13 protein-coding genes are annotated in these 17,660 nt (G+C 46.6%); 11 read left to right on the top strand and 2 right to left on the bottom strand.

Annotation, left to right across the window (positions count from 1 at the left end; translation table 11 throughout):
- Positions 1 to 105 precede the first annotated feature (105 nt).
- The gene (locus ACK8P8_RS14930; protein ID WP_369860764.1) at positions 106 to 1,002 is read left to right on the top strand and encodes a helix-turn-helix domain-containing protein; all 897 of its coding nucleotides are present in this window, start codon (positions 106 to 108) and stop codon (positions 1,000 to 1,002) included.
- A 57-nt stretch (positions 1,003 to 1,059) separates the two neighbouring features.
- Here the strand turns inward: ACK8P8_RS14930 and ACK8P8_RS14925 are convergent, their stop codons facing one another.
- On the bottom strand, positions 1,060 to 1,299 hold the full coding sequence (locus ACK8P8_RS14925; protein ID WP_369860855.1) for a CPBP family glutamic-type intramembrane protease: 240 nt from the start codon (positions 1,297 to 1,299) through the stop codon (positions 1,060 to 1,062).
- 325 nt (positions 1,300 to 1,624) lie between these two features.
- Between ACK8P8_RS14925 and ACK8P8_RS14920 the strand changes: the two genes are divergently transcribed.
- The 9 genes from ACK8P8_RS14920 to ACK8P8_RS14880 all read left to right on the top strand — a co-directional run bounded on the left by ACK8P8_RS14920 (position 1,625) and on the right by ACK8P8_RS14880 (position 14,378).
- Positions 1,625 to 2,266, top strand: a complete 642-nt coding sequence (locus ACK8P8_RS14920) for a DUF6266 family protein (protein ID WP_186977707.1) — start codon at positions 1,625 to 1,627, stop codon at positions 2,264 to 2,266.
- A gap of 12 nt (positions 2,267 to 2,278) precedes the next feature.
- Entirely contained in the window at positions 2,279 to 2,908 is a 630-nt protein-coding gene (locus ACK8P8_RS14915) for a hypothetical protein (RefSeq protein WP_099290310.1), read from the top strand.
- A gap of 33 nt (positions 2,909 to 2,941) precedes the next feature.
- Positions 2,942 to 3,526, top strand: coding sequence for an RNA polymerase sigma-70 factor (locus ACK8P8_RS14910; RefSeq protein ID WP_186977705.1), 585 nt, complete (start codon positions 2,942 to 2,944; stop codon positions 3,524 to 3,526).
- 57 nt (positions 3,527 to 3,583) lie between these two features.
- Positions 3,584 to 4,756 carry a FecR family protein gene (locus tag ACK8P8_RS14905; protein ID WP_369860763.1) on the top strand — a complete coding sequence of 391 codons (1,173 nt, stop codon included), beginning with the start codon at positions 3,584 to 3,586 and terminating at the stop codon, positions 4,754 to 4,756.
- A gap of 85 nt (positions 4,757 to 4,841) precedes the next feature.
- Positions 4,842 to 8,525 carry a SusC/RagA family TonB-linked outer membrane protein gene (locus ACK8P8_RS14900; RefSeq protein WP_369860762.1) on the top strand — a complete coding sequence of 1,228 codons (3,684 nt, stop codon included), beginning with the start codon at positions 4,842 to 4,844 and terminating at the stop codon, positions 8,523 to 8,525.
- Between the two features lie 12 nt (positions 8,526 to 8,537).
- Positions 8,538 to 10,007, top strand: a complete 1,470-nt coding sequence (locus ACK8P8_RS14895) for a RagB/SusD family nutrient uptake outer membrane protein (protein ID WP_369860761.1) — start codon at positions 8,538 to 8,540, stop codon at positions 10,005 to 10,007.
- 11 nt (positions 10,008 to 10,018) lie between these two features.
- A complete protein-coding gene (locus tag ACK8P8_RS14890; RefSeq protein ID WP_369860760.1) occupies positions 10,019 to 10,930 on the top strand; it encodes a hypothetical protein in 912 nt (303 codons plus the stop codon).
- Between the two features lie 206 nt (positions 10,931 to 11,136).
- Positions 11,137 to 12,072 carry an ABC transporter ATP-binding protein gene (locus ACK8P8_RS14885; protein ID WP_176554891.1) on the top strand — a complete coding sequence of 312 codons (936 nt, stop codon included), beginning with the start codon at positions 11,137 to 11,139 and terminating at the stop codon, positions 12,070 to 12,072.
- 11 nt (positions 12,073 to 12,083) lie between these two features.
- Positions 12,084 to 14,378 carry a Gldg family protein gene (locus tag ACK8P8_RS14880; protein WP_369860759.1) on the top strand — a complete coding sequence of 765 codons (2,295 nt, stop codon included), beginning with the start codon at positions 12,084 to 12,086 and terminating at the stop codon, positions 14,376 to 14,378.
- 97 nt (positions 14,379 to 14,475) lie between these two features.
- Here the strand turns inward: ACK8P8_RS14880 and ACK8P8_RS14875 are convergent, their stop codons facing one another.
- Entirely contained in the window at positions 14,476 to 16,782 is a 2,307-nt protein-coding gene (locus tag ACK8P8_RS14875; protein WP_369860758.1) for a DUF748 domain-containing protein, read from the bottom strand.
- Positions 16,783 to 17,085: 303 nt separating this feature from the next.
- Here ACK8P8_RS14875 and ACK8P8_RS14870 point away from each other — a divergent pair, with 303 nt between their 5' ends.
- Positions 17,086 to 17,655: an RNA polymerase sigma factor gene (locus ACK8P8_RS14870; RefSeq protein WP_369860757.1), complete on the top strand. Its 570-nt coding sequence runs from the start codon at positions 17,086 to 17,088 to the stop codon at positions 17,653 to 17,655.
- Positions 17,656 to 17,660 lie beyond the last annotated feature (5 nt).

Genomic DNA, 17,660 nt, shown 5'->3' with positions numbered 1-17,660 from the left:
CAGGATGGTATATGGATTACGGATGTTTGTACCCATTTTACAGGTCGGGAATAAATTCATGAAGAAAATTTTTAACTTTGTATCAGACATATAATAGTAGAACTCATGGACGAGATATTGAATATTGAAACAATAGACCAGTACAATAAGCTGTACAATCAGGAAACGTTGCACCCTCTCGTGAGTGTTGTCGATCTTTCGAAATCAAAAGAGAGAAGGTATTGCCGGATGAATTTTGGTCTTTACGCTCTTTTCTTGAAGGAAGTCAAGTGCGGGGATATGCGTTACGGGCGTAATTATTACGATTACCAAGAAGGGACGGTAGTTTGTATCGCCCCGGGACAGGTGGTCGGTTTCGAGGACACGGGCGAAGTCTATCAGCCGAAGGGGCGGGGATTGGTGTTTCATCCCGATTTGATTCGGGGTACGTCATTGGCGCAGAATATCAAGAATTACTCTTTTTTCTCTTACGAGTCGAACGAGGCTTTGCACCTTTCGGAGCGGGAGAGGGGAATCGTGCTCGACTGTCTGAATAAGATATTGATGGAATTGGAGCACTCGATTGATAAGCATAGTAAACGGCTTATTGTCACGAATATCGAGTTATTGCTTGATTACTGTACCCGTTTCTACGAGCGGCAGTTTATCACTCGCGAGAGCGTGAACAAGGATACGCTCACGAGGTTCGAGAATCTGATAAACGAGTATTTCCAAAATCAGGTACAGACGGAAGGATTGCCTTCCGTGAAATATTTTGCCGATAAAATATGCTTGTCACCCAATTACTTCGGGGATTTGATTAAAAAGGAAACGGGGAAATCGGCACAGGAATATATCCAGTTGAAATTGATAGGTGTCGCCAAAGATAAAGTGCTTAACCCGGCTAAAACGATCAGCCAGATCGCTTACGAACTGGGATTCCAGTACCCGCAGCATTTCGTGCGTGTTTTCAAAAAGCGGGTGGGGTGTACCCCGTCGGAGTATCGGTTGCAAGGTTCGTGATGTTTTTTTTCAATGTATTATGGAGAATAAAGGCTATCGAAAACAACCTTCGCGAAATTAACTTATCCAAAGGCGAAGGGAAGTTACCAGATTCCATAACACGTGTAGAGCGATAACATGACCGAATCCTAGCTGAATTCTTGTGTGCCCGAAGATTAAGGCTCCGGCGAAGATAGCCAAGAAGAACGTTATAGGCATGTTATAGATATGGTATATCGTGAAAAGAGTTGCCGATAGGTAGAAAATAACGGTAGGGTGGGGATTCCATTTGTAAAAGAAATGGAAGTTTGTGGTGATAGATATGCATAAATATCGATTACTGGGTGTGGTTTCCGGTAATTATAGTTTATTGTATAAAATAATATAAAAGACATACTTCAATAGGGTATATTACTGTAATATTATAGTTATTTTCTAGGTATCCGCTCCTATTCACTTCCCATTCTACTCCCATTTAAAGTCTATTTTAATAAAATATTTATTGTATTTTATTTGCATTTAGATGGATTTTATTATATATTTGTTCTATCGGATATTTGTTATAGATAACGGTGAATGATAGGATTTTCTTATGATTTGACCGATAAGTAGGTGTGTATGGTGTAAGTAAAACAAGGAAGGTATGGCTACATTAAATGATTCTTTATTGAGTGGGGCGTCAGGGAAACTTGATGGCTACGTGATTTATCGGGTGGGGAAGAAGACGTATATGCGGAAATTGGCGGAGAATGTGTCTAACCCTCGTACGGACGGGCAGACGATGCAGCGGGCGAAGTTGCCGGGGGCACAGACGATGTATCGTGCGATGCGGGATGGTATGTTGAAAGATGTGCTTGATGTTGCCGCTCGCGAGGAAGAGCGGCGTTCCGGTTATCATTGGTTTTTGCACGCTAATATGAACGTGTTCGGGAAAGAGCATTATATTGATTACTCGAGATTGGAATTGACGGCAGGGAGTTTGCAATTGCCTTTCGAGATGAAAATGATCGAGGGGGACGAAACGTACGCTTTGTTTAGTTGGATAGATAATTCCGGTTCGGTGACGGCACAGGCGACAGATCGGTTGCTGGTAGCCGCGATCTTTGACGATGAACCGTATAGTCCGGTGGTGTTGGAGATGGATAGGTCGTGCAGGGGTGACGGTGCGGGAGTCGTGAATTTGCCCGAGGGTACGTGGAAAACGGTACATTTATATTGTTTTTTCGCTTCGGAAACGGAGAGGCGTTATTCCCCGTGCCGGTATTTTAGTATTAGTAAATCTTAAAAAGAAACGGTTATGGCTATATTCGATTCAACTATTTTTCGAGATTTGTCAGGGTCCGTGGGAAACGTGACCGCGTATAAATTGGGTGACAAGCAGGTGGCAAGGGCAAAGACTTTCGTCGTGCGGGATGCGAAGTCTTTGGCTCAGTTAAAGCAGCGTTTGCGGATGAAAGAGGTTGCCCGGCTTAGGCGGGGGATTGTGGGGGTGTTGCCCTTGGGGTTTTGTACTTCGTCAAGGAAGGTGTGTTTGAATGGTTTCTTGAAAGAGAATATCAAAAAAGTGGAGGTTGATGATGATTTGAACGTGACGTTCGATTTGTTGTCCCTTTCGCTTTCTGCCGGGGAGTTGGCGTTGCCGTCGATACAGGCGGAGGTTGACGGGGATATGCGGCGGGTGATGTTTCATTGGGTGAAGCAACCGTTGATGCCTTACATGTTCAAGGATGACCGTTTGTACGGGGTGGTATATGAAAGTGGCTTGCGGAGGTGTAGGAAGGTGGAGTTGGGGACGAGGGGTGTGAGTGGGGATATGGCGTGGGAGTTGCCGAGAGATTGGGACGCGGGGAAGTTGGTGGTGTACGGTTTTGCCGTGAGTGCCGACGGGAAGAAGGCGTCGGGGACGTTGGGCGTGTGCCGGAGTTGAACAGGATGTGGTGGCTCGTAAAGATGTCGTAAGATGGATGATTTTCAAGATAGTGATGTGTTGGTGAAGTCCTTGCGGAGTGGTGAGGAAAGGGCATTCGTGTATCTTTTTGATAATTATTATGACGGTTTGGTGAATTATGCCGGGCGTATCGTGAAGGAGGTGGAGTTGGCAAATGATTTGGTGCAGAGCACGTTTTGTAAACTTTACGAGGATAGGAAGGTGTTGGATGTGCGATTGTCGATTAAGTCGTATTTGTATAAGTCCGTGTATAATAGTTGTTTGAATGCGATTAAACATCAAAAGGTTGTCCGTAATTATATCGACCGTGAGATGTTGGATTTTTATTTCGAGGAGGTTGTTCAGCGACCGGAGGTAGAGGTGGAATTGCTGGAACAGGATATAAGAAAGGTGCTTGAAGAGGCTGTAGAACGGTTGCCTGAGCGTTGCCGGGAGGTATTTGTCTTGAGTAAAATGGAGGAATTGTCTAATAAGGAGATCGCGGAGAAGTTGAATGTTTCCGTGAAAACGGTTGAAGCACAGATGACTAAAGCTTTGTCCCGTTTGCGGAAGGATTTGGAATGGTTACTTTGTGTTATTTTTGTTACAAATTTTTGATTCGGGCGTAGGGGTTATCCTTTTCAGAGTTGTCATATATGTATAAAGGAAAATACTATGGCAAACGAGATGGATGAATTGATATGGCGAGTGCTTGACGGGAAGGCTTCTCCCGGGGAGATTCGCCGTGTGGCGGAGTGGGTGAAGGAGTCCGGCAATAGGGCGTATTTCCGACAGTTGCGGAAGGTCTGGAATCTGGTGAATGGTCCGAGTGTTACCCCGGAACGGAAACGGGTGGAGTTGGAGCGTTTTCGGAATTTCATGCGTCAACAGCCCGTGAGAAAAGAGAGGCGTTTGGTTTGGAAAGAGGGGTGGTACAAGTATGCTGCCGTTATAGTTATTCCTGTTTTGATAGCTGTTTATTTGTCGTGGTACGAGTTTGCGCGGGAGGATACGCGGGTGCTTTTGAACGAGGAACCGGTGTATCCGGGTACTCGTCAAGCGATATTGACTATCGCGGGCGGGGATACGATAGCCTTGCCTCCGAATCGGGATGTGGATATTCAATTGGCTGGTCAAGTGCGTGTTGTCGGTTCGGGAGAGAGTATCGCTTACGAGTTGGGCGGGGGGGAGTGCGCGAGTGAGGAGCGGTATAATACGTTGACGACTCCGGTCGGGGGTGAGTATCAAGTGGTGTTGTCCGACGGGTCCCGGGTGTGGTTGAACGCGTTGACACGACTGCGTTACCCGGAGATATTCAAGGAGGATTGTCGTGAGGTGCATTTGAGCGGGGAAGCTTATTTCGAGGTGGCGCATGATCCGGAGCGTCCGTTCGTGGTGGTGGCGAATGGGGTGGAGGTGACGGTTTACGGCACGCGGTTTAACGTGAATAATTACGGGACGGACGTGGTACGAACCGTGTTGGTTGACGGTAAGGTGGGAATACGGGTTATGGAGTCGGGCAAAGAGGTGGTGTTGAGCCCGAATGATTTGGCGGAGTTTTTCGAGGTGTCGCGGTCTGTAAAAGTGAGGAAGGTTGACCCGTACGTGTACACGGCGTGGAAGGAGGGTAAATTCGTGTTTGAGGATGAGCCTATCGAGGAGATTATGAAGCGTTTGAGTAACTGGTATGGCATAAAAGTTCTTTATGCTGACGAACGGGTGAAGAAGCAGACGTTCACGGGGGTGATTACCCGTTACACGGAGGTGAGTAACGTGTTGCATTTGATCGGGGAAACGGCTGTCGTGCGCTTTCAGTTGAATGGAAATGTCGTGACCGTGGGTACGTGATAAAAATAAAACCGGTAGTTATTGGGCTAACTACCGGTAGTAGATTGATGCGTTTGCATCAAAATGTCAAACTAATTGCAAAGTTATGAAAAAATTTGAAGAATCGGGAATTTATGTCGCGAGAGGGTGTGTATTGCTGTTATTTTTGTTGTTTACGACGGGAGTTATGGCGCAACACCAGAAGGTGACGATCGACGTGAGAGATGTCGGTGTACAAGAAGTGTTTAAATCCATTAACAAGCAGACGGGGTTGGATTTCGTGTACGGGGCGTTGCAGTTGAAGGAGCTTGATACGGTGACACTTCAGATGAGGGATGTGACGGTGGAGGAGGTGATGGCGAAGTTGTTTGCCGGGACACAGTTCGAGTACAAGTTTGAAATGAAGTCGATTGTTATCAAGAAAAAGGAGAAGAGGGATGAGGTGAGGAACCGGAGTTTGAGCGGAAGCGTGAAGGACGAGAATGGAAAACCGTTGCCGGGCGTGACGGTGGCGGTGAAGGGGATTAGTTTGGGTACTGCCACGGATAAGGATGGGAAGTATAAGTTGGTTTTCCCGTGGGTGGAGAAGCCGGTTATCGTGTTTTCTTTTATCGGTATGGAAACTTTGGAGGTCAAGTACGCGGGCAATGACACGATTAATGTGGTGATGAAGGAGTGTGTCGCTGAGTTGGAGGAGGTGTTGGTGCAAACGGGTTACCAGTCGATTGACCCGAGAAAGAACACCAGCGCTGTTACCACGATTAAGGCCGCGGATATTATTACTCCGGGGTTGCAGACGATAGACCAGATGCTGGAGGGGTACGTGCCGGGGATGGTTTTTATGCAGAACACGGGACAGATTGGTGCCGCACCGCGTTTGCGCGTCAGGGGGACTTCCACCGTGTTGGGATCGCAGGAGCCGTTGTGGGTGATTGACGGGATCGTGCAAGAGAATCCGGTGAACGTGGATCCCTCGCAGATTAATGATTTGGATTTCGTGAATCTGTTGGGGAATGCCATATCCGGCTTGAATCCGGAGGACATCGAGCAAATCGACGTGCTGAAGGATGCTTCGGCAACGGCTATATACGGTGCCCGTGCGGGGAATGGCGTGATCGTGATCACGACGAAGAAGGGGAAGGCGGGTCCGCCCTCGGTGTCTTATTCGTTTTCCGGCACGTATACCCGTCGCCCTTATTACACGGACCGTGCGGTGAACGTGATGAATAGCGAGGAACGGATTGATTTCTCGCGTGAGTTGATTGCCAAGCAGACGGTTTACCCGACAATTAAGACTTGGATCGGGTACGAGGAAGCGATCAGGAAGTATTACAGGGGGGAGATTTCTTTCGAGAAGTTCCAGCAAGACGTGGGGTATTACGAGCGAGTGAACACGGATTGGTTCGATCTGTTGATGCAGAATTCATTCTCGCATAAGCACACGCTGAGTTTGTCGGGCGGGACGGACAAGACGAAGTATTACGCTTCCGTGGGGTATAGCGATATGAAGGGTGCCGAGCGGAGGGAGAAGAATAAGTTGTACTCGGTCAGCTTGAAGGTGGATGTGAATTACAACCGTTTCGATTTGCATTTTGATATGAAAGGGAACGTGGGAGAGAAGAGATACACGCCTTCGGATGTGGGTGTCACGGAATACGCTTATAATACCACGAGGGCTCTTCCTGCCTACACGGAATCGGGTGATTACTGGTATTACGCGCGGGAGGGAAGCGATAATACGGGGTATTATCAATTGTTTAATATTTTGAAGGAGGTGGAAAACAGCACGCAGGATATTGATTCCCACGGGATGACTTTTACCGGAACGTTGGGGTACCGTATCATGGACCCGTTGAAGTTTGCCTTGACGCTTTCTTATTCGGTGAATAACACGGAACAGGATATCTGGCACGGGGAGGATACTTATTATTGCAGGAAGTTGAGGTCGAATATGCCGGATGGCTCGGAGAATCTTAATTATAATAGATTGCCCGTGGGTGGGGAATTGCAGGAGAAGAACACGAGAAGGAATGCCTATACTTTGAGGGGACAGTTGAATTTTAACAAGTATTTGGATGTTGCCCGGAATCACATGATCGTGGCGGCTTTAGGTGGGGAAATGTCTTCTAATAAGTATAAGGGGCTGGAACAGACTTATCGCGGTTTTTTGAAGGAACGCGGGTTGCAGATGGCGGAGATTGATTTGAAAAAGTACGTGAAGTACGCGGAGTGGTTGCAAACGGCAGAGGCGAAGGGGATTCGTACTGATCAGTTGACGAATATGATTTCGGGGTATTTCACGTTGTCGTATAGTTACAAGGATTACTATACTTTGAATTTTAATACCCGCGTGGATGCCTCGAACAAGTTTGGTTCCCGCGCGAATGATAAGTTTTTGCCGATATGGTCGGTTTCCGGGAGGCTTAATTTGAAGGAGGCGTTTATGGAGCGTGCCAATTGGGTGAACACGTTGGCTTTGAGGGCTTCGTTCGGTTATCAGGGAAATATGCTGGATTCGGAAACGGTGGAAACCGTGATAAAGCGGGGAACGCATGACAAGTATTTTAACGAGTACGCTTCTACGATTTACAAGTATCCCAATCCTTTGTTGAAGTGGGAGAAAATTTCCAGCGTGAATACGACTTTGGATTTTGCTTTTTTGAAAAATAAGATACGGGGTTCTGTTTCTTATTATTACAAGAAGACGAGGGATGCTTTTTTGAGCAAGAAGGTTTCGGAGGTTAACGGAATAGATGCTTACGTGGTGAACAAGGGTACGTTGACGAATCGGGGGATGGAGCTCGCGTTGAATTTTATCCCGGTGAACACGTTTGGCGGTGGTTCGAAAAACGGTTTTCGTTGGAGTTTTGATCCTCAGTTCGGTCAGGTGATTAATAAGTTGCTTAACAAAGCTATAAATAACGGCAAGAAGCAGAGTTTGCGCGACGAGGATAATATTACTTACACGGATTATTTGAATGGAAGGGTAGAAGTTGCCGGTCGACCGTTGAATAGTTTTTTCTCTTACCGTTTCGCGGGTTTGGACCCGGCGGATGGCCGCCCGATGTTCAGTGGCACAGAGGTTAATTACACGGTGAATGGAGAGGAAGTGCTGGGAGAAGATGGCGAGGTGATCACGAACAAGAGTCGTTACGCTGAGATGACGAAGGAGCAGGTGTTCCTGGAAGTGATGGATTATTCCGGTTGCCGTGTGCCGAAGTTGCAGGGAGGTGTACGTAATACATTTTCTTATAGAGGGTTTGCGTTGGCGTTGAATTTGAGTTATAGTATAGGTTCTAAGGTGCGTTTGTTGAGAATGTACCCGAATATTGCCAAGGAGAACGGAACGTTGGCTCCACAGCCGATGGAGAACGTTCGCCGGGAGTTTTTAAGGCGTTGGAAGAGCCCGGGGGATGAGGCGTACACGAATGTGCCGGGGATTATATCGGATGATGAGTTCGTGAAGTCTTTGTCTAACGGTTGGTGGCGTAAAGAAACGTATTCGTTCGGGACGAATATCTGGCAAATGTATGATTACTCGGATATTCGTGTCGTGAGCGGGAATTATCTTAAAATACAATCGGTGTCGTTGCGTTATAATGTGCCGACGAGATGGTGTAACCGGTTGTTTTTGAAAAGTGCTTACGTGAGTTTGTCGGGTACAAACCTGTACACTTGGGGGGCTAAGGCGTTGAAAGGGCAGGATCCTTCCACGCAAACGGGTAGTTCGACGAAAATCGCGCAGTCCGTGCGTCCCACGTATTCGTTTAGTTTGAATGTAACTTTTTAATCGAGTATGGTTATGAGAAAGATGATTTATGTTTTGTGGCTGTGTTGCTTGGGTGGTCTTTTTTCCGCTTGTAGCGGTTTTTTGGAAGAGTACTCGCAGGATTTGACTTATATACAGACTGTGGATGATTTGAACGAGCTTTTGGTGGGAAGCGGTTATATTTCAAACACGTCGGATTTTTTGCCTATGTTGCACGTGATGGATGATGACACGGAGTACGTGAGAAAACCCACGACGCCGGGATATTGGGGGTTCCATTATTGGTTGGCTAATCCTTTCGTGTCTAGTGCCGGGGTGGAGCAGAAGGACGGGGTGTGGTCGACGTTTTATAAATATCTGGCGGCGATTAACGTGGTGATGACTAAAGCGGAGGATTTCGCGTCGGAAGGCGAGGCGTATAGAAAAGTGAAGGGTGAAGCTTATTTCTTGAGGGGGATGGATTATTTTTATCTGGTGAATTTGTACGCGAAGCCGTATTCCGCCAAGACGGCGGCGAGTGAACCCGGTGTGCCGTTGAAGTTGACGGAGTATGTCGAGGATAAGCATTACGTGCGGGTTTCGCTGGCTGAGGTGTACGCTTCGATTGTTTCCGATTTGAAGAGTGCTGCCGTTTATCTGGAGGGAACGACGCAAACGACGAAGAGAAGGGCGAATGTGGACGCGGCACGTGCTATGTTGAGCCGGGTGTACCTGTACATGGCGGGAGAGGAGAATTGGGAGAATTGTGTGGCGATGTGCGATTCCGTTTTGAAGAGTAAACGGTACGATTTGTATGATATTAACGAGCATGAGCCCAAGAAGGATTTCATTTTTCTGGATTCCCCGGAAACGATATTCACGCAGGGAAAGTGTAGTGCCCGAAACCCGATATTCATGGGGCAATCCGCAGTGGCTACTTATATGCTGACACAGGATTTGCTGGGGAGGTATGATGCGGATGTCGATTTGAGGTATTCTCATTGGTTTAATAACGTGAGGAATATCGGGTGGATATGGATGAAGTATTCTCCTTTAACGCCGGTTGTTTCGACGATGGTTTCGAGCGAGTTTTTGCTTCGGTTGCCGGAGGTGTATTTGAATAAGGCGGAGGCATTGATTATGTTGGGACGCACGGAGGAGGCGGTAGAGGTGTTGAGGGCGTTGAGAGAAAAACGTTTGGTGGAGGGGACAATGGATGTTATTCCCTCGAATCAGAAGGATTTGGTGGATTTCGTGCGGCTGGAACGCCGTTTGGAGTTGTGTGGGGAGGGGCACCGTTGGTTTGATTTGCGGCGTTACGCTGTTCACCCGACTTTCCCGGAAGAGAAGGAGATTATACACGAGTATGTGAATCAATCGGCACGTATCGGTTATTACAGGTTGGCTCCTTATTCCGAGAATAGCGGGAATTGGGTATGGCCGATACCGGAGTACGCGATTACTTTTAATGACGGTACGTTGGTCGCTAACGAGAGGGATGGTGCGCCTTTGGTTGAATATTAAAAAAGAGAGAGATGAAAAAGATTTTATTTGTATGGATGCTGTGTTGCGGGCTGATGGCTTGTAACCGGGATGATAAGGATACTCATGTTTCTTATAAGGATATGGAGTGGTACGTGGTGGAGGATAGCGACGACGAGTTAGACCATTTGATTTACGAGGTTTATAAATCTACGGGGATTCCTCTTTTTTACAAGGACACGATTCGGAGTCGTACGGAGGTGAATGAATGGGGGGGAGAGTACACGCTTTACCAGATATTGAACCCGAATTACATGATAGAGGGTATGTCTAAATTGTGGACATTCACGAAGTCGACGGACCGGGAAAAATTGAAGAAGGGGGTGGAGTTGTTTCGGGATGAGGTGTATCCCAAGCTCCCGAAAGGATATCGCTCGGCGTGTTATCTTTTGGTGGATCAGTTGCGTCAAAAGGAGTTTTATACGGATGTCGTGGGGGCTCGTAAGGGGATGAATACGACGGTTATCGGTCGGGTGGCAGAAGTGGACGAAATGTCCGAGGAGGAGCGGGAGCGTTTGGCTTGGGAAGTTGTCGCGGAGGAAGTGTATGATAGTATCCAGTTGAATTATTCCAAGGAGGTGGATGCGTTTTTTCAAGTGAGTTTCGTGCTGTGCAAGAAAAAAGACGTGTATTCGGATATTATCACGAAGTTCAAGAGTAATATTCCGAATTATAATGCCGGATCGAATGGGGCGGCGACAGACCCGAGGGAAGCCGGTTTCTTGCGCTGGTGGCAGAGTAAAAGGTATACACCGGAGTATAAGGATGATGTGTGCAGTTATCTGATAGAGGTGTTGATGGGTGATGACGAGGGGTTCGCGGAAAGGAACGCGGGGTTTAAGGGATGTCTCGAGAAATATGATATTATAAAAAGTATCGCCGTGGAGATGGGGCTTAGGAGGTAAGTTTAGTCTATAAAGTCTGTAAGGTCCATAAGGTCAAAAGTCCATGGACCCCTGCGGGGCGCTTTGCTTACGGCAGTGTTGCTGCCGATAAACTCTGTCCGAAAGACTTCAGTGACTTTACAGACTTTATGGACCTTATGGACTTTACGGACTAAAGGTGTGTTTTGACACACTGTATAATAATATGTTGTATGTAAATGAATTGTATGAAAAATCCAATTGTAAGAGTGGAACATTTATCTCATCGTTACACGGTGCAGTGGGCGATAGAAGATATTAATTTTGAGATTGAAGCGGGAGGAATCGTGGGATTGTTGGGATCTAACGGTGCGGGTAAGTCAACGACCATGAATATTATTTGCGGGGTGTTGAATCAGACTCGCGGGGAGGTGTTTATTGATGGGGTTAATTTGAGAGAACATCCCGTGGAAGCAAAAAGGAATATCGGTTTTTTACCCCAAAAGCCACCGATTTATCCGGATTTGAATGTCGAGGAGTATTTACGGTTTTGTGCGGACTTGAGGTTTGTCGCTAAAAAAGATATTCAGTCGGCGGTGAACCGGGCAATGGCACGTTGCGGTATCACGCATTTCAAGGATCGTTTGATACGGAATTTATCCGGGGGATACCAGCAACGCGTGGGAATAGCCCAAGCTATCGTGCATGACCCTAAGTTCGTGATATTGGATGAACCGACTAATGGTTTGGACCCGAATCAGATCGTGGAGGTTCGTAATTTGATTCGAGAGATAGCCTCGGATCGTACGGTTTTGCTTTCCACTCATATTTTGTCGGAAGTGCAGGCTACATGTCGGGATATAAAGATGATCGAGTGCGGGCGTGTTGTTTTCTCCGGTACGGTGGATGATTTTGACAATTATATCAAACCTAACACGTTGTTGGCATGTTTTGAACGCCCTCCGCTGGAAGATGAATTGTTGGCCGTGGAGGGAATCACCAAGGTGAAAAAAGTGAACGAGAAGAATTATCGCCTGTGGTTTGACGGTGGGCGGGATGTGTCAAAGGATGTGGTGAAGTGCAGTGTGAAGAATGGTTGGGAGTTGGAAGAGATTCGTTTCGAGAAGAGTTCTTTGGATGCCGTGTTCGCAAAATTGTCAAATAAAGAGATTCGTGAATTATAAAACGTGGAATGATGAAAACAATATATAAGATAGCGAAATTAGAGTTAGCTAACCTTTTTTATTCTCCGATCGCGTGGTTTATATTGATAATATTCATGTTGCAGATGGGTATTAATTTCGGGGAGATGATGGGGTCGTTGGGACGGTTCCAAGAGTTGGGGCGGAATTTAATGAATTTGACGGCGAGGGTGTATTACGGGGGAATGGGTGGTTTGTTGCGCGGGGTGTCAAGTTCTTTGTATCTTTATATTCCTTTGTTGACGATGGGGTTGTTGAGTCAGGAGTTTAGCCGGGGATCGGTGAAATTACTTTTCTCTGCCCCGATTACCAGTTGGCAGATTGTGCTTGGAAAGTATGTCGGTATTATGATATACGGGTTCTGTTTGATGCTCGTTATCGGGGTGTATGTTGCTATCGGTTGGGTGACGATTGAAAATTTTGACTGGCGACCGGTGCTGATCGGGATGTTGGGGTTGTATTTTTTGCTGGGAGCTTACGCAGCTATCGGGCTTTTCATGTCTTCGTTGACTTCGTACCAGATTGTTGCCGCTTTGGGGACTTTTGTCGTGTTCGCGTTGTTGAATCTGGTCGGAAGGGTCGGGCAAGATATTGAATTCGTGCGGGATATCACGTACTGGCTTTCTTTGGGAGGGAGAGTGAACACGTTTTTGCAGGGCATGGTTTGTAGCGAGGACGTGTTGTATTTTATTATCGTGATCGCGATGTTTCTTTCATTCTGTTTTTTGAAGATCCAGCTGGGGCGTGCCCGTTATTCCGGTTTGTCCAAGATGATGCGTTACGGGGGAGTGTTCGCGGTGGCGATGCTTGCCGGTTACGTGACTTCTCGTCCGGTGTTGAAAGTGTATTATGACGGGACTTACACGAAGGCGAATACTATTTCTGAGGCTAGTCAGGATATCGTGAAACGACTGGATGGGGGAATGACGATCACGACTTACGTGAATCTCTTGGATAATGTTTATTCTTTTTCCCGAAAGGGTGTTTTGAGTGATATGGCTTTCTTCGAGAAATACGTGCGCTTTAAGCCGGATATTAGGATGAAGTATGTTTTTTATTATGATGAGGTGGATAATCCGAAATTGGAGCAGATGTATCCCGGTTTGAGTGCCGAGGAGAAAGCGAAAAAGGTGGTGAAGGCTGCCAACTTGAATTTGGATGATTATTTGTCCCCGGAGCAGATCCGTGAGCGTGTGGATCTCTCTGAGGAAGGGAATCATTTTGTTCGTATATTGGAAAGGGATAACGGTCAGACCGCCCGCTTGAGGATATTTACCGATATGCAGAAGCATCCTTCGGAAACGGAGGTTTCTGCAACGTTGAAACGTATGGTTATGAAGTTGCCTAAGGTCGGTTTTTTGAAAGGGCATGGGGAACGTTCTATCACGAGAAATAAGAATCGGGATTATTCTTTGTTCGCTTATGGCAGATATTTCAGGCATTCGTTGTTAAATCAAGGGTTTGATGTGGTGGAGTCCGAATTGGAACCGGAAAAGGATAATTTGCAGGATATTGATATTCTGGTGATAGCAGATCCGTTGGAAGCGTTTGAGGATTGGGAACTAGAGCAGTTGTCGGATTATATTGACCGGGGAAATAATTTGATTATAGCCGGAGAACCGAAGAGCGATGAGTATTTAGCTCCTGTGTTGGAAAAGTTCGGGATTCGATATGTTCCGGGGACATTGGTGCAACCGATGGAAGAGTTTCCTGCCGATTTGCTGGTGGTTCGTTCGACGTTGGCGGGAGCGAGATTAAGCAGGGTGAGTGCCGGTTGGCGGCGTTCGATTTTTACCATGCCGGGGGCTATGGGAATTGATTCGGAGGCAGACAAGGGATTCAGGATGATTCCTTTGTTGGTATCTCGGGATTCTGGTTGTTGGAATGAGGTGGAAACGACGGATTTCGTGAATGGAACCGTGAAGTTGAATCCCTCGGCAGGAGAGAGGGAAGCCCGGATGGTAACGGCGATGGCTCTTGAAAGGGAATGTAACGGGCGAAATCAACGGGTGTTGGTGCTGGGGGATGCCGATTGTATTAGTATGGGCGAGCTTTCTGCAGTCCGGAGAGGTATACGGGCTTCGAATTTTTCGTTGATTCAAGGGGCATTTTGTTGGTTGTCCGATGAGGAATTGCCGGTAGATATACGACACCCGAACCCGATTGACAATAAAATCTTTTTGGGAATATCTTCGGGAACATGGGTGAAAGTGTTCGTGAAATGGATTCTTCCTTCTGTTTTGTTGTTGTTAGGGATGATTTTGCTTTTGCGCAGGCAAAGGAAATAGAAAGAGTGTTATTTATAGGAAGAGCACGTCAATTTTTTTTGACGTGCTCTTTTTGAGCTTTTCTTATGTTTTCTATTGGCAAAAATGGAGTAGGAGATTATGTCCGATCCGTTGTAGTTTGAGCATTTGTTTTTTCCGGGGAGTTTGTAGCGGGTGTTGTCGCCGCTTCGGCTTGGGCTTGTTCGTCACCCGGGAGGACAAGGTTGATCTTGTACTGGTTTTTACCGTTGTAGATTTTTAAGGCTTCCGGCTTTATCGTTTCCACCCGGAGGTTTGCTTCGGGTATTCCTTGGGTGATAAGGTAAGTGGCGGCTTTTTGATTCCTTAGGCGGATGAAGCGGTCTACTTGGTCTTGCAGGGTTTGTTCGGGAACGAGGGACAGGGCTTTGTCGGTCACGGAATTATTTTGGTGTTCCGGGGCGACTATACCGGACAGGTAGGTATTCAAGTTTTGATCTTTGGTTTCTATTTCGCCGATTTTGGCGTAGTCGATTGCCAGAAGGGTGGAATCGCTTTTTTCCGGGTGTTGTGACAGGTAATATTTCTTTTTGGCGTTGAATAGAGCCAGTTCTTCCCGTGCTCGCGGGAGGTTGATTTGCTGTTCCAATACCAGCGTCATGGCGGGTTTGTCCTTGATGATTTTTGCCAGATCGTTGAACGTGGTGAATTGTTCCGATGTAAATTCCCATTGACTGGGGTCGAGAGGGATGGATTGTAATTTATCCGGGGATAATCCTAATGAATTTGCCATGAAGGTGACCGGGGAGACGGCTATTTTCACGAGCAGGTTGGTAAGCGTCTTGAAAATCAGTTTCCGGTAGGAGAATTCCGGGGAGGTGATGTTGCCTTTTACCGGGAGTTCCATGTTGATTTTGTCGTTTTTATCCTTGATCAGATAAAGGGCGGTCTTCATCGGGATGTTGTATTCCGCTTTTAGGTCTTTGCGTTTGTTTTCCAGCTCGAACCGGAAAGCATCCAGTGTATTTCTTCCTTCAAGCATGTTGTCGGTAATCACGTTCACGCTGGTGAAAGCGAGATTCCCCTTCCGTATCGGGTAGGCGAAGTAGGCGAGGCAATAGGGAGCAAAGCCGCGCAGGTCTACGTTTTTGATGCTTAATGTCAGCATGAGGTTACTGATGTCGTCGAGTTTCCCTTTCCAGTTGAGGAACGCGCTTCCGCCTTGCCCCATGTTCATCTTCATTAGAATATGGTTCGTGCCGGAAAGAGTCACGGAGTCTGCCTGCACGGAGATGTGTGTCATGGGAAAAGAGAACGGTTGTGCCAGCGTGTGGTCGTTAAACGTGAAGGAACATTCGGCGATGTCGAGTTTGTTTAATTTCAACCGCGTGGGTGTTTCCGCCACGGAATCCGTCGTGACCGTGCTTCGTGTCGTGTCGGCGGGGGAGGCTTTCATGAGGTCGGAGAGGTTGTTGTGATCTTTGTACAAGTCAAATGAGGTGGTGAGGCCTCTCATGGTGAGGGTGTTGAAATAGAATGTGTTTGTCGAGGGATTGATTTCCTGTATGTCTATCCCGATGGTGTCAAGAGTGAGCACGTTCTTCTGGTGCATGTCCGCGAGAGATAGTTTCTTTAATCCGGTTTGTCCCTTGACCGAGAGATCGAGCACGTGATTCACGTTGCCCGTTATATCCATGTCGGCAGATAGTAACCCGCCGAGTTTGCTGATATTCAAGTAATCGGTCAAGTAGGCTTGCAGGTTGTCTATGGCAAGGTCTTGGAGATTCAAATGGATGAGGTAATCGCCGTTTGTCAAGTTGTATTCGGTTTGAGTTTGCAGGCTACCGCCGTTGCTGAAATTCAGGTTGATGCCCACGTTCGTGTTCTCCCCGCTGAAGTAAACCCCGGGAATGTGGAGGTTCATATCTTCCATGTCCCAGACGGATTGGCGTATTTTGTCCTCGTAGTATACGCGACCTTGCCGGAGATTGATGTTGCTTATGGCTATTGTCATGGGGGAGGAGTTTGTTGTGTCCTTGGAGGATGCCGTTTCCGTGGTGTCGGATGAGGCTAGTGCCAGCAGGTCGTTGAAGTTGAATACGTCCCCTTTTTGCCATACCATGACCCGCGGGTGCACGAGCGTGATTTCGTTTACCCGTAATTCGTTAGCGAGTAACCTGTATAAAGACAGGTCTACCACGAGGGTGTCGAATGACACGAACGCCGTGGTGTCGTCCGGTTCGTAAAGGGTGAAATCGGTGATCCGGTTGTACCCCGTGAAAAGATTTGAATAGAGCCCGTTGACTTGGATTTTCCTGCCGACGAGTTCTTTCCCGTGTTTGTTAATGTAGTTTTTGGCTATCGGCGGTGCGATAATTGCACAAATTATAACTAAAAATATAATAATTATCAATGTGATACCTAGTATTTTAATAAACTTCTTCATAATTTCTTCTAAAATAAAATATTCAATATATACAAGAGCGAAACTAGTGTAAAAAGGTGAAACTTCGCTGTTTTAGTTTACGTATTTAACAGTGTTTACGTTACCATTTTCTCTAAATAAATGAAAAGAGGTCTAAAGGTTATAGATTTTTATTTAAGAGCTAAAGGTTTGGAGGTACAAATATTTATATTACGAGTACGAAAAGCCCGTGAGGAAACGTGTTTTTGTTTTTTTTATTCCGCGGGTGTAAAAATCGCGGATTTTTGTGTAAGTTTGTATGAATTATAATTGCAATTCTAATCTATGGTATATAGCGAGTCGGAAATTGTACGTGAATTGGAGGCGGGCAATGAAACCTGTCTGAATATGCTTTATAATAATTATTATCGGGCGTTATGCGCGTACGCGTTTCGGTTTGTTTCGGATGGGGATGATGTGGAAGACATTGTACAGGAGGTTTTTGTTTCTTTTTGGATGAATAAAAAACGAAGTGTTTTTTCCGGTTCTGTCCGTTCTTATCTCTTCGGGGCGGTAGCCAAAGCCGCTTCTAAATTTGCCGTACGCCGGAAAAAGATCCTGTTTGATGATGTGGAGAAGTACGTGGATCACTTTTTGGAAGAGTTGGGAGAGTGTGATGAGGATGAGTTCAGTCGATTACGTGATAAGGTGAACGCCAGGGTTGAGGCGTTGCCGGGAAAAACAAAAGAAATATTTAAAGCCGTGGTGCTGGATAATATGACGTACCAGCAAGTGGGAGAACGGTTCGGGGTGACCGTGAATACCGTGAAGACAATGTATTACAGGGCATTGAAACAACTAAAGGAGGAATTAGGCGGGAATACGTTGGTTTTGTTTCTTGTCATTCAACAATAATTTTT

This window comes from Butyricimonas muris (genome assembly GCF_046365375.1).
In the GTDB taxonomy this organism is placed as follows: Bacteria; Bacteroidota; Bacteroidia; order Bacteroidales; family Marinifilaceae; genus Butyricimonas; species Butyricimonas muris.
This window is presented reverse-complemented; position numbering and strand designations above follow the sequence as displayed.

Excerpts from the sequence above, each read along its gene's own strand:
- ACK8P8_RS14930 (WP_369860764.1), top strand. The coding sequence starts at position 106 with ATGGACGAGATATTGAATATTGAAACAATAGACCAGTACAATAAGCTG.
- ACK8P8_RS14920 (WP_186977707.1), top strand. The coding sequence starts at position 1,625 with ATGGCTACATTAAATGATTCTTTATTGAGTGGGGCGTCAGGGAAACTT.
- ACK8P8_RS14915 (WP_099290310.1), top strand. The coding sequence starts at position 2,279 with ATGGCTATATTCGATTCAACTATTTTTCGAGATTTGTCAGGGTCCGTG.
- ACK8P8_RS14910 (WP_186977705.1), top strand. The coding sequence starts at position 2,942 with ATGGATGATTTTCAAGATAGTGATGTGTTGGTGAAGTCCTTGCGGAGT.
- ACK8P8_RS14905 (WP_369860763.1), top strand. The coding sequence starts at position 3,584 with ATGGCAAACGAGATGGATGAATTGATATGGCGAGTGCTTGACGGGAAG.
- ACK8P8_RS14900 (WP_369860762.1), top strand. The coding sequence starts at position 4,842 with ATGAAAAAATTTGAAGAATCGGGAATTTATGTCGCGAGAGGGTGTGTA.
- ACK8P8_RS14895 (WP_369860761.1), top strand. The coding sequence starts at position 8,538 with ATGAGAAAGATGATTTATGTTTTGTGGCTGTGTTGCTTGGGTGGTCTT.
- ACK8P8_RS14890 (WP_369860760.1), top strand. The coding sequence starts at position 10,019 with ATGAAAAAGATTTTATTTGTATGGATGCTGTGTTGCGGGCTGATGGCT.
- ACK8P8_RS14885 (WP_176554891.1), top strand. The coding sequence starts at position 11,137 with ATGAAAAATCCAATTGTAAGAGTGGAACATTTATCTCATCGTTACACG.
- ACK8P8_RS14880 (WP_369860759.1), top strand. The coding sequence starts at position 12,084 with ATGAAAACAATATATAAGATAGCGAAATTAGAGTTAGCTAACCTTTTT.
- ACK8P8_RS14875 (WP_369860758.1), bottom strand. The coding sequence starts at position 16,782 with ATGAAGAAGTTTATTAAAATACTAGGTATCACATTGATAATTATTATA.
- ACK8P8_RS14870 (WP_369860757.1), top strand. The coding sequence starts at position 17,086 with ATGGTATATAGCGAGTCGGAAATTGTACGTGAATTGGAGGCGGGCAAT.